Annotated in this window: 2 protein-coding genes and 6 pseudogenes; 3 read left to right on the forward strand and 5 right to left on the reverse strand. The window is 69.6% G+C overall.

Annotated elements, in window-relative coordinates:
- Positions 1 to 98 precede the first annotated feature (98 nt).
- From rpoC to L2X98_RS05500, 5 genes and pseudogenes are all read right to left on the reverse strand, one after another.
- A pseudogene (gene rpoC, locus L2X98_RS20120) lies at positions 99 to 3,977 on the reverse strand (DNA-directed RNA polymerase subunit beta').
- A gap of 48 nt (positions 3,978 to 4,025) precedes the next feature.
- Positions 4,026 to 7,524: pseudogene (rpoB, locus tag L2X98_RS05485) on the reverse strand (DNA-directed RNA polymerase subunit beta).
- Between the two features lie 266 nt (positions 7,525 to 7,790).
- A complete protein-coding gene (locus tag L2X98_RS05490; RefSeq protein ID WP_259612578.1) occupies positions 7,791 to 8,438 on the reverse strand; it encodes a 5-oxoprolinase subunit C family protein in 648 nt (215 codons plus the stop codon).
- Positions 8,410 to 9,474 (reverse strand): annotated as a pseudogene (locus L2X98_RS05495) (5-oxoprolinase subunit B family protein); the annotation flags it as partial. The gene L2X98_RS05490 and the pseudogene L2X98_RS05495, both read right to left, overlap by 29 nt.
- A 10-nt stretch (positions 9,475 to 9,484) precedes the next feature.
- On the reverse strand, positions 9,485 to 10,240 hold the full coding sequence (locus L2X98_RS05500; RefSeq protein ID WP_259612579.1) for a LamB/YcsF family protein: 756 nt from the start codon (positions 10,238 to 10,240) through the stop codon (positions 9,485 to 9,487).
- A 208-nt stretch (positions 10,241 to 10,448) separates the two neighbouring features.
- On the opposite strand from L2X98_RS05500, the pseudogene L2X98_RS05505 reads away from it, so the two are divergent.
- The 3 pseudogenes from L2X98_RS05505 (at position 10,449) to L2X98_RS05515 (ending at position 13,177) form a co-directional block, all read left to right on the forward strand.
- A pseudogene (locus tag L2X98_RS05505) lies at positions 10,449 to 11,254 on the forward strand (spermidine synthase).
- A 100-nt stretch (positions 11,255 to 11,354) separates the two neighbouring features.
- A pseudogene (locus L2X98_RS05510) lies at positions 11,355 to 12,355 on the forward strand (ATP-binding cassette domain-containing protein).
- Positions 12,352 to 13,177, forward strand: a pseudogene (locus tag L2X98_RS05515) (ABC transporter permease). The pseudogenes L2X98_RS05510 and L2X98_RS05515 overlap by 4 nt, the downstream one beginning before the upstream one ends.

Raw genomic sequence — 13,177 nt, forward strand, 5'->3', positions numbered from 1 at the left:
AGCCTGTGCACGGCAAAGCGAAAGGCCCCGGCGGATGCCGGAGCCTTTCGCGATGCCGGGGTCGAGCCCGACCGCGGTGCGGCCGGGCTCGTCCCGGGTCAGTTGTACTGGCCGGGCGTGAAGTCGTCCGTCGAGAAGCTGTCGAAGTCGACGTAGCTCAGGTCGGTGTCGCTGTACGCGCCGTCCGAGGCGAAGATGCGGTTGGGGTACCGCTCGCTCTTGGCCTCTTCGGTGGCCTCCACCACGACGTTCCGGTACTTGGACAGTCCGGTGCCGGCGGGGATCAGCTTTCCGATGATCACGTTCTCCTTCAGGCCCACGAGCGGGTCGCTCTTGCCCTCCATCGCGGCCTGGGTCAGCACGCGCGTCGTCTCCTGGAACGACGCGGCCGACAGCCACGACTCGGTCGCAAGCGACGCCTTCGTGATGCCCATGAGCTCGGGACGACCCGAGGCCGGGCGCTTGCCCTCGGCCACGGCACCGCGGTTCATGTCGATGAACCGACGCGAGTCCACCAGCTCACCGGGCAGCAGCTTCGTGTCGCCGTGGTCGACCACGGTGACCTTCCGCAGCATCTGGCGCACGATGACCTCGATGTGCTTGTCGTGGATCGGCACACCCTGCGAGCGGTAGACCCCCTGGACGCCGTCCACGAGGTACTTCTGCACGGTGCGCGCACCCTGGACGCGCATGATCTCCTTCGGGTCCAGCGTGCCCACGAGCAGCGGCTGGCCGACCGAGACGTGCTGCCCGTCCTCGACCAGCAGCGTCGCGCGCCGCAGGACCGGGTAGACGTGCGGCTCGTCGCCGTTGTCGGGGGTCAGGATGACCTTGCGGCTCTTCTCGGTCTCGTCGATCGTGATGCGTCCATCGGACTCCGCGATCGGCGAGGCACCCTTCGGGGTGCGCGCCTCGAACAGCTCCTGCACACGCGGCAGACCCTGCGTGATGTCCTCCGCCGACGCGGAACCGCCGGTGTGGAACGTGCGCATGGTCAGCTGGGTGCCGGGCTCGCCGATCGACTGGGCCGCGATGATGCCCACGGCCTCGCCGATGTCGACCATCTTGCCGGTGGCCAGCGAGCGGCCGTAGCAGCGGGCGCAGACGCCGACCGCCGAGTCGCAGGTCAGGACCGACCGCACCTTGATGGTCTGCACACCCGCCTCGACCAGACGGTTGATCAGCACGTCCCCGACATCCTGTCCGGCCTCGGCGAGGACCTCGCCGCCGTCGGTGACCACGTCGGTGGCCAGCGTCCGGGCGAACACCGAGTTCTCCACGTTGCTGTCACGCACCAGGGTGCCGTCGGCGCCGGGCGCGGCGATCGTGAACTCCAGGCCCTTGTTCGTGCCGCAGTCGTCCTCGCGGATGATGACATCCTGCGAGACGTCGACCAGACGCCGGGTGAGGTACCCGGAGTCGGCCGTGCGCAGCGCGGTGTCGGCCAGGCCCTTGCGGGCACCGTGCGAGGCGATGAAGTACTCCGCCACGCTCAGCCCCTCGCGGTACGAGGAGATGATCGGGCGCGGGATGATCTCGCCCTTCGGGTTGTTCACGAGGCCTCGCATACCGGCGATGTTCCGGATCTGGAGCCAGTTTCCGCGGGCGCCGGAGGACACCATGCGGTTGATGGTGTTGTCCTCGGGGAAGTTGTCCCGCATCGCCTTCTGGATCTCGTCGGTCGCCTCGGTCCAGATCTTGATGAGCTCCTGCCGACGCTCGGCGTCGGTGGTCAGACCCTTCTCGTACTGGCCCTGGACCTTCGCGGCCTGCTTCTCGTACTGCCCGACGATCTCGGCCTTGTTCGGCGGGGTGATCACGTCGGAGAGGGCGACGGTCACGCCCGAACGGGTGGCCCAGTAGAAGCCGGCGTCCTTGATCGCATCCAGCGCGGCGGCGACGGTGACCTTGGGGTACTCCTCCGCCAGCTTGTTCACGATCTGGCTCAGCTTGCCCTTGTCGGCCTGGCCGCGCACGAACGGGAAGCCCTTCGGCAGGGTGTCGTTGAAGATCACCTGGCCGAGCGAGGCATCCACCAGCCCGTAGCGCTCGTAGTTCTCGGGCGCCTCACCCTCGAGGAAGGTGAGCTCCGGGATGCGGATGCGCGCCTTCGCCTGCAGGTCGAGCGTGCCCTCGTCGCGGGCCATGATCGCCTCGGCGACCGACCCGAACACGCGGCCCTCGCCGCTCGCGCCCGCCTTGACCGTGGTCAGGTGGTGCAGGCCGATGATCATGTCCTGCGAAGGCAGGGTGACCGGACGGCCGTCCGAGGGCTTGAGGATGTTGTTCGAGGCCAGCATCAGGATGCGGGCCTCGGCCTGCGCCTCGACCGACAGCGGCAGGTGCACGGCCATCTGGTCGCCGTCGAAGTCGGCGTTGAAGGCGGCGCACACCAGCGGGTGCAAGCTGGATGGCCTTGCCCTCGACCAGCTGCGGCTCGAACGCCTGGATGCCCAGACGGTGCAGCGTGGGCGCACGGTTCAGCAGCACCGGACGCTCGCGGATGATCTCCTCGAGCACGTCCCACACCTCGGGACGGGTGCGCTCGACCGCGCGCTTGGCGGCCTTGATGTTCTGCGAGTGACCGAGGTCGATCAGACGCTTGATCACGAACGGCTTGAACAGCTCGAGCGCCATCTGCTTGGGCAGACCGCACTGGTGCAGCTTCAGCGTCGGACCGACGATGATCACCGAACGGCCCGAGTAGTCCACGCGCTTGCCGAGCAGGTTCTGGCGGAACCGGCCCTGCTTGCCCTTGAGCATGTCGGACAGCGACTTCAGCGCCCGGTTGCCGGTGCCGGTCACGGGGCGGCCACGACGGCCGTTGTCGAACAGCGCGTCGACGGCCTCCTGCAGCATCCGCTTCTCGTTGTTCACGATGATCTCGGGGGCACCGAGGTCGATCAGGCGACGGAGGCGGTTGTTGCGGTTGATCACGCGACGGTACAGGTCGTTCAGATCGGATGTCGCGAACCGGCCGCCGTCCAGCTTGCACCATCGGGCGCAAGCTCGGGCGGGATCACCGGGACGACGTCCAGCACCATCGATGCCGGGCTCATGCCGGTGGACAGGAACGAGTTGACGACCTTCAGTCGCTTGATCGCGCGGATCTTGCGCTGGCCCTTGCCCTCGGCGATCTGCAGGTGCAGATTCTCGGACTCGGCGGCCAGGTCGAACGCCTGCAGGCGGCGCTGGATCGACTCCGCGCCCATGTAGGCCTCGAAGTACTGGCCGAAGCGGTCCTGCAGCTCGTGGAACACGTCGTCCTCGGGCTTGAGGGCGCCGACCTCGAGGGTGCGGAAGTCCTCCCAGACGCGCTCGAGCTTGGCGATCTGCTCGTCCGCGTTCTTGCGGATCGAGGTCATCTCCTTCTCGGCGGCGTCTTTGGTCTTCTTCTTCTGGTCGGCCTTGGCGCCCTCTTCCTCCAGGGCGGTGAGGTCCTCTTCCAGCTTCTGCATGCGCGTGGCGATGCGGGCGTCGCGGCGGTCCGCGATCGTCTTCATCTCCAGCCGGAGGTTGTTCTCGTGCGTGGGCAGGTCGCGGTGGCGCGCATCCTCGTCCACCGAGATGACCATGTACGCGGCGAAGTAGATGACCTTCTCGAGGTCCTTCGGCGCCATGTCCAGCAGGTAGCCGAGCCGCGAGGGGACGCCCTTGAAGTACCAGATGTGGGTGACCGGGGCGGCCAGCTCGATGTGCCCCATCCGCTCACGACGGACGGAGCTCTTGGTGACCTCCACGCCGCAGCGCTCGCAGACGATGCCCTTGAAGCGGACCCGCTTGTACTTGCCGCACGCGCACTCCCAGTCGCGGGAGGGCCCGAAGATCTGCTCGCCGAACAGACCGTCCTTCTCGGGCTTCAGGGTGCGGTAGTTGATGGTCTCGGGCTTCTTGACCTCGCCATAGGACCAACGACGGATGTCGTCGGCAGTGGCCAGACCGATACGAAGCTCATCGAAAGTTGTTGCGTCGAGCACTGGTTCTCCTGTGTGCCTTGTGAAAGCTTGAGTGTGGGCCTGGTCGGATCAGATCTCGTCGATGGACGAGGACTCGAACCGGCTGGAGATGTTGATGCCGAGCTCCTCCGCAGCGCGGAAGGCCTCGTCATCCGTGTCACGCAGGTTGACCGCCGTGCCGTCGGCCGAGAGGACCTCGACGTTCAGGCAGAGCGACTGCATCTCCTTCATCAGCACCTTGAACGATTCGGGCGTGCCCGGCTCGGGGATGTTCTCGCCCTTGACGATGGCCTCGTACACCTTGACGCGGCCGAGGATGTCGTCGGACTTGACCGTCAGCAGCTCCTGCAGCGCGTACGCGGCGCCGTAGGCCTCGAGCGCCCACACCTCCATCTCGCCGAAGCGCTGGCCGCCGAACTGCGCCTTGCCGCCCAGCGGCTGCCTGGGTGATCATCGAGTACGGACCGGTCGAGCGGGCGTGGATCTTGTCGTCCACCAGGTGGTGCCAGCTTCAGGATGTACATGTAGCCGACCGAGATGGGAGCCGGGAACGGCTCTCCGCTGCGGCCGTCGTACAGCAACGTCTTGCCCGTGGAGTCGATCAGCCGGTCGCCGTCGCGCGTCGGCAGCGTCGAGTCGAGAAGCCCTGCGACCTCGTCCTCGCGCGCACCGTCGAACACCGGGGTGGCGACCTTCGTGCCCGGGGCGGCCTCGCGGGCCTGGTCGGACAGCTCGGTGGCCCAGTCGGGGTTGCCCTCGACCTTCCAGCCGGTCTTGGCGATCCAGCCGAGGTGGGTCTCCAGCACCTGGCCGAAGTTCATCCGGCCGGGGATGCCGAGCGGGTTCAGGATGACGTCCACCGGGGTGCCGTCGGCGAGGAACGGCATGTCCTCGACCGGCAGGATGCGGGAGATGACGCCCTTGTTGCCGTGGCGGCCGGCCAGCTTGTCGCCGGCGGTGATCTTGCGCTTCTGGGCGATGTAGACCACGACACGGCGGTTCACGCCGTTGCCGAGCTCGTCGTCGCCCTCTTCGGCGTTGAACTCCTTGACCGCGATGATCGTGCCCTCTTCACCGTGCGGCACCTTCAGCGACGTGTCGCGGACCTCGCGGCTCTTCTCGTTGAAGATCGCGCGCAGCAGTCGCTCCTCGGCCGACAGCTCGGTCTCGCCCTTGGGCGTGACCTTGCCGACCAGGATGTCGCCGGGGCGCACCTCGGCGCCGATACGCACGATGCCGCGCTCGTCCAGGTCCTTCAGCAGGTCCGGGCTCACGTTGGGCAGGTCGCGGGTGATCTCCTCCTTGCCGAGCTTGGTGTCGCGGGCGTCCACCTCATACTCCTCGATGTGGATCGAGGAGAGGGTGTCGTCCTTCACCAGGTTCTGGCTGAGGATGATCGCGTCCTCGTAGTTGTAGCCCTCCCACGTCATGAACGCGACCAGCAGGTTCTTGCCCAGCGCCAGCTCGCCGTTCTCGGTGGCGGGACCGTCGGCGATGACCTCGCCGACCTCGATCCGGTCGCCGGCCGAGACCACGACGCGCTGGTTGTAGCAGGTGCCCTGGTTGGAGCGGTCGAACTTGCGCAGGTAGTACTCCTGGGTGCCGCCGGCATCCAGCTGCACGGTGACCTTGTCGGCCGAGACCTCGTTGACCACACCGGCGTTCTCGGCGGTGATCACGTCACCGGCGTCGATCGCGGTGTAGCCCTCCATGCCGGTGCCGACCACGGGCGACTCGCTGGCGGCGAGCGGGACGGCCTGACGCTGCATGTTCGCGCCCATCAGGGCCCGGTTCGCGTCGTCGTGCTCGAGGAACGGGATGAGGGATGTCGCCACCGACACCATCTGGCGGGGCGAGACATCCATGTAGCCGATGTCCTCGACGTGGAACAGGTCGACCTCGCCGCCCTGACCGCGACGGGCAAGCACCCGCTCCTCGACGAACGTGCCGTCCGCCTTCAGCTCGGCGCCCGCCTGGGCCACGATGTAGTCGTTCTCCTCGCTCGCGGTGAGGTAGTCGATCTGCTCGGTGACCTTGCCGCCCAGCACGCGACGGTACGGGGTCTCGATGAACCCGAACGCGTTGATGCGGGCGAACGATGCGAGCGAGCCGATCAGGCCGATGTTCGGGCCTTCCGGCGTCTCGATCGGGCACATCCGGCCGTAGTGCGACGGGTGGACGTCGCGGACCTCGACGCCGGCGCGCTCACGCGACAGACCGCCGGGGCCCAGCGCCGACAGGCGGCGCTTGTGGGTCAGTCCCGCGAGCGGGTTGTTCTGGTCCATGAACTGCGACAGCTTGCGAGGTGCCGAAGAACTCCTTGATCGCCGCGACGACGGGGCGCACGTTGATCAGGGTCTGCGGGGTGATCGCCTCGATGTCCTGCGTGGTCATGCGCTCGCGGACGACGCGCTCCATGCGGGACAGTCCGGTGCGGACCTGGTTCTGGATCAGCTCTCCGACCGCGCGGATGCGGCGGTTGCCGAAGTTGTCGATGTCGTCGATGTCCAGGCGGATCTCGACGTCCTTGCCGCCACGGCGGCCCTCGAACGTGACATCGCCGCGGTGCAGGCGGACGAGGTACTTGATCGTGGCGACGATGTCCTGCACGGACAGCACCGACTCGGACAGCGGCGACTCGACGCCCAGCTTCTGGTTGATCTTGAAGCGGCCGACCTTGGCCAGGTCGTAGCGCTTCGGGTTGAAGTAGAAGTTGTCCAGCAGGGCGCGGGCGGCCTCGGCGGCCACCTGCTCGCCCGGACGGAGCTTGCGGTAGATGTCGCGGAGCGCGTCCTCCTTGGTGAGGATCGTGTCCTTGGACAGCGTGTCCTCGATCGACTCGAAGCCCGCGAACTCGTTCAGGATGTCTTCGCTGGTCAGCCCCAGGGCCTTCAGGAACACGGTGACGGACTGCTTGCGCTTGCGGTCGATGCGCACGCCGACCTGGTCGCGCTTGTCGACCTCGAACTCGAGCCAGGCGCCGCGGCTGGGGATGATCCGCGACGAGACGATGTCCTTGTCGCTGGTCTTGTCCGGCGTCCGGTCGAAGTAGACGCCCGGGGAGCGGACGAGCTGCGAGACGACGACGCGCTCGGTGCCGTTGATGATGAACGTGCCCTTGCCGGTCTGCAGCGGGAAGTCGCCCATGAAGACCGTCTGGGTCTTGATCTCACCGGTCTGGTGGTTCATGAACTCGGCCTCGACGTACAGCGGGGCGGCGTAGGTCTTGCCGCGCTCCTTGCACTCCTCGATCGAGTACTTCTCCGGCTCCAGGTACGGGTTCGTGAAGCTCAGCTTGCATCGTCTCGCTGAGGTCCTCGATCGGCGAGATCTCCTCGAAGATCTCCTCCAGACCGCTGTGCTCGGGGACATCGCCTCGGCCGGCGGCCTGCGCCTCGGCGACGCGCGCCTTCCACGCGTCGTTGCCGATGAGCCAGTCGAACGACTCCGTCTGCAGCGCGAGCAGATCGGGGACGGTCAGCGTGTCTGAGATCTTGGCGAACGAGAGGCGGGATGCTCCGCGGCCGTTCTTGGGGGTGGTGGTGGATGCGTTGGGCGCAGCGACCAAGGGGATAACCTCCATGAGCCCGGGGCGGGCTTCGGTTCCTTGTCGACAGATGGCGTGCTCGGATCCCCGAACCCCGAGCGCCTCACGTCGCCGCCCATCGGATGCCAGGTCCATCGGGAACAGCGGGGGCACACGGGCACGGCCGACCACCATATGAAGGCAGGGGGAACCAGAGCGCAACTACCAACTATAGGCCGCCAGGCCCTTCATGTCCAGTCGGATTCTTGACGAGTGTCCGATCCTGCGGTATAACCCGCCGATTCCGCTCAGACGGCGGGCGGCGCGTGCCGGAATCGGATGCGGGTGCCCGGCCGTGCCTGCGCGATCAGGTCGAGCGCGGCATCCGTCACGACCGCGATCACCGGGTAGCCGCCCGTGACCGGACCGTCGGCCAGCAGGATGGTCGGCCGGCCGTCCGGCGGCACCTGGATCGCCCCCGGCAGCATCCCCTCGCTGGGCAGCTCGTCGGTGCGGGCGCGCTCCAGCGCCGGGCCGTCCAGCCGCAGCCCGACCCGGTCGGCCCGCGCCGAGACGGTCCACACGGCGTCGAACAGCGCGGTCCGGGCGGAGGCGGTGAACCAGTCCCCGCGAGGGCCGGGGGCCAGCCGGATCTCGAGGTCCTCGTCATCCGGCGCACCCCACGGCATCACCTCGGCCGGAGGGATCGGCACAGCCGCGGCATCCGCCGTGGCCAGCACATCGTCGGCGGCGAGCGGGGACGGCCCGATCCCGGCCAGGATGTCGCTGGCCCGCGAGGTGGCCACGAGGGGCGCCCGGATGCCGCCGCGGACGGCGAGGTAGGCGCGGGCGCCGTGGGCGAACCAGTCCAGGTGCGAGCTCGGCGCCGGCCGGCCAGGCGTAGGACTCGTACGGATCGAGCTCGTGCCCGTCCAGATGGACCGGGCCCCACGCACCGGCCACGGCGAACCACAGGTCGCGCTGCGCGACGGCGCGCCAGCCGCCCATCGTGATCTCGATCCCGGCCGCGTCCTCGGGGTTGCCGACCAGCCGGTTCGCGGTGCGCAGGGCGCCGCGGTCGAGCGCGCCCGAGCGGGCGATGCCCTGCGCCGCATGGCCGGGACGGCCGAGGTCCTGCACGGTCGCCAGCAGCCCCGGGTCGACGACCCGCAGCGCCGCTTCTGGCGCGTCCTCCGGTCCGGGGGCGTCCTCCGGTCCGGGCGCGTCCTCCGGTCCGGGGGCGCCGCGCGGCGTGCGCGGCGTGCGGAACTCCGGAGATTCCGCCGCGGATGGCCCAGAATCGGCCCGAACGGCGCCGGCGCGGGCCGGATCTCCGGAGTTCTGCACACGCGCGGCGGCCGCCTCGACGAACCGGACGCGGTTCCCCGGCGCGAGCAGGGCCGGATCGGCGGCATCCGGGTCGAACAGCGGCGCACCGGTGGTGCCGATGAGGCGCCACCCGCCGGGTGTCGCGCGCGGGTAGGCGCCGCAGAATGCGCCGGCCAGCCCGACCGCGCCGGCCGGGACGCGGGTGCGCGGGGCGCTCCGTCGCGGCACGTCGAACGGCCAGTCCTCGCTGACCAGGTACCCGAATCCGGGGGCGAACCCGGTGAAGGCGACGGTCCAGTCCGCCTCGAGGTGCCGGCGCGCGAGCGCCTCCGGGCTCAGCCCGAGCAGCGCGGCGGTCTCGGCCAGGTCCGGGCCGTCGTAGACGATCGGCAGCTCCACCGTGCGCGGCACGGGTGCGGCTGCCGCCGATTCGGGCGCCTCCGCAGTGCGCTCGATCCAGGTCCGCGCCGCCGACAGCGCCAGCACCTGCGGGTCGACCTGCACGAGCACCGTCCGCGCGGCCGGCACGACGTCGACGACCCCGGCCGGGCGGGATGCCGCCAGCCGGGCGCTGAGGGCGAGCACCTCGCGCAGGGCGTGCGACGGGTCCGCGGCATCCGCTTCGATCAGCACCGCGAGATCACCGAACGGAAGGATGCGCATCGGGGTCACCTCACCAGGGCGCGCGCACGGCGATGCCGGCGGCGTCCAGCGCCGCCCGCACCGCACGCGCCAGTTCGACGGATTCGGGGGTGTCGCCGTGCAGACAGAAGGATGCCGCGTCGACTTCGACCACGGTCCCGTCGGTCGCCTCGACCTCGCCGGAGCGGGCCAGCCGCACCGCGCGCGCGGCCACCGCGGCCGGATCGTGCACGAGGTCGCCGGGCTCGCCGCGCGGCACGAGCGAGCCGTCGGGCAGATAGCCGCGGTCCAGGAACGCCTCGCGGAAGAACGGCAGGCCGATCGCGGTCGCCGCCTCGGCGAGCGCGTCGCCGAGACCGAGGATCGGGATGCCGCGGCCGACCCGCTCGCTGAGCTCGGCGACCGCCTGCACGACCGCCCCGGCCTGCTCGGGGTCCGCGCCGGCGGCGTGGTAGAGCGCGCCGTGCGGCTTGACGTACCGGATGTCGGCGCCGGCGTCCGAGAGGGACGACAGCTGCTCGGCCAGCACCGCATGCAGCTCGAACTGCCCGATCCGCATCGGCGAGCGGCCGAAGCCGGCCCGATCCGGGTAGGACGGATGCGCGCCGATCGCCACGCCGGTGCGGTCGGCGCGTTCGACGGCGGCGTGCATGGATGCGGCATCCCCCGCGTGCCCCCCGCACGCGATGCTGGCACTGGAGACGAGGGCGAACATCGCCTCGTCGTCGGCCGTGGGCGCCCCGTCCACGGTCTCGCCGAGGTCGGCGTTCAGGTCGATCGCGTCCATATCTCCACGGTAGCCCGGGTCGTGCGGCGGGTCACCCGTGCAGAACTCCGGAGATTCGCGCGCGGGCGGCCGGCTCAGGGGCTGATACGGCGCCGCCCGGTCGATTTCTCCGGAGTTCTGCACGCCGCCGCGACGGTACGGTGGTCGCGTGGGCAGGACCAGACAGCGGGACGCGGAGTTCCCGAAGGCGCGCCTGTCCGACGGGACGATGGCCGGGATCGTGCCGAGCCCGTTCGCCTCGGGCTTCGAGCTGCTGGTCGGGGCGACGCCCCAGTCGCACGTCGATCTGGATGACCCGTCCCACCTGCACTTCGAGTACGTGGCTCGGATGGGCGCGGTGATCGACCAGCTGGGGATGCCGGGCCAGCCGCTGACCGCGGTGCACCTCGGGGCCGGCGCCCTGACCATCCCCCGCTACATCGAGCACACGCGTCCCGGTTCGCGGCAGCAGGTGATCGAGCTCGAGCAGGCGCTGGTCGACCTGGTGCGCGCCGAGCTCCCGCTGCCCGCGCCGCATCGATCCGGATCCGCATCTCAGACGCCCGCGCCGGCTTGGCCCGCCTGCCCACCGCGCTGACCGGCACGGTCGATCTGCTGGTCTCGGACGTGTACGCCGGAGCCCAGACCCCCGCGCACCTGACCACCGTCGAGTTCTACACCGCGGCATCCCGCCTGCTCGCCCCCGACGGGGTGCTGCTGGTGAACGTCGCCGACGGCGCCGGACTCGCGTTCGCGCGGCGGCAGGTCGCGACGGTGCGGGCGGTGCTGCCGCACGTGATCGTGCTGGCCGAGGTCCAGACGCTGAAGGGCCGCCGCTTCGGCAATCTGGTGGTCGCGGCATCCGCAGCCGAGCTGCCCACCCGCTGGCTGCCGCGCCTGATGGCCGCCGGCCCCCACCCGGCCAAGGTCGCCGAGGGCCGCGAGCTCGACGAGTTCGTGGGGTCGCTGGCGCCGGTGACGGATGCCGATGCCGTCCCGTCGCCGAAGCCGAACTCCTCGCTGTTCGAGCGCTGACACGCGGGCCGGGCGCCGGCGACAGCAGGTGAAAGCCGGCGACAGCGCCGCGACAGCGCCGCGACAGCGCCATGACAGGCCGGGTGCTGATCCTTGTCGCATGACAATTTCCACTGACTGGGCCGTTGAGGCCGACTCCCTGGTGAAGGTGTTCGGGCAGAACCGCGCGGTCGACGGCGTCGACCTGCGGGTCAAGACCGGCACCGTCTACGGGGTGCTCGGACCGAACGGCGCCGGCAAGACCACCACCATCAACATGCTCGCCACGCTCCTGCGTCCGGACGGCGGCTCCGGCCGCATCTTCGGCCACGACGTCGTGCGCGAGCCGAACATCGTGCGCCAGCTGATCGGCGTCACCGGACAGTTCGCGTCCGTCGACGAGACGCTGTCGGCCACCGAGAACCTGATCATCTTCTCGCGCCTGCTGGGCCTGTCGCGGGCCGAGGCCCGCAGCAAGTCCGTCGACCTGCTCGAGCGGTTCGGACTCACGGATGCCGCGCGCCGGCCGCTGAAGAAGTTCTCCGGCGGCATGCGCCGCCGCCTCGACCTGGCGGCATCCCTGATCGCCCAGCCTCCGCTGATCTTCCTGGACGAGCCGACGACCGGGCTGGACCCCCGCACCCGCGGGCAGATGTGGGACACGATCCGCGAGCTGGTATCCACCGGTTCGACGGTGCTGCTGACCACGCAGTACCTGGACGAGGCCGACCAGCTGGCCGACCGGATCGCGGTCATCGACCGTGGCAAGGTCGCGGCCGAGGGCACCGCCGACGAGCTGAAGTCATCGGTGGGCACCTCGAGCCTGCAGTTGCGGCTGGCCGATCCGGCCGACACCGCCGACGCCCTGCGCGCCATCGAGCGCGTCCTCGGGACGACGGCGACGCTCTCCCCGAGGCATCCCGCCTCACCGCCCCCATGGCCGACGCCGACCGCGTCGCCGACCTGCTGATCACGCTGCGGGACGAGGGCATCCACCTCACCGAGATGAGCGTGCAGAAGCCGACCCTGGACGAGGCGTTCCTGGCGATCACCGGACACGACGCGACCGATCAGGCCGAGGCCGCGCAGAAGAACGCAGAGAAGGAAGAGGTACCGGCATGACCACCCTCACCGCCGACCGGATCGTCCCGGCAGCCGATCGCCGGCTGAGCAACCGCCCCAGCATCCGCCAGAGCGTGGCCAACACTTTCACCATGGCGTACCGCGGACTGATCAAGATCCGCCGCACGCCCGAGCAGCTGGTCGACGTGACGGTGCAAGCCGATCATCTTCACCCTGATGTTCGCGTACCTGTTCGGCGGCGCGATCGCCGGCGACGTGCAGAGCTACCTGCCGTCGCTGATCCCGGGCATCCTGGTGCAGACCGTCATCACCACCTCGGTCGTGACCGGCACCCAGCTGCGCGAGGACATGGACAAAGGCGTGTTCGACCGGTTCCGGTCGCTGCCGATCGCGCGCATCGCCCCGCTGTCCGGGGCACTCCTGGCCGACACCGTGCGCTACGCCATCGCGACCACGCTCACGTTCGCGATGGGCTTCGTGATCGGCTACCACCCCGCCGGAGGTCTGGGCGAAGTCGTCCTGGCCGGCCTGCTGGTGATCGTCTGCTCATGGGCGATCAGCTGGATCTTCGCGTTCTTCGGGGTCATCGCCCGCACCGCCGGCAGCGTGCAGGGCATCTCGATGCTCGTGCTGTTCCCGCTGACGTTCCTGTCCAACGCGTACGTGCCCGTGGACAGCATGCCCAGCTGGCTGGCCTGGTTCGCAAACATCAACCCGGTCTCGCATCTGGTCACCGCGGTGCGCGAACTGGCCAACAACGGCGCCTTCACCTCGGATGCGTGGGTGTCGCTGCTGGGCGCCGCCGTGATCGTGGCGATCTTCGCCCCGCTGACCGTCCGCGCCTACATGCGCAAGGCCTGA

The sequence above is a fragment of the Microbacterium elymi genome, from assembly GCF_021582895.2.
Lineage (GTDB): Bacteria > Actinomycetota > Actinomycetes > Actinomycetales > Microbacteriaceae > Microbacterium > Microbacterium humicola.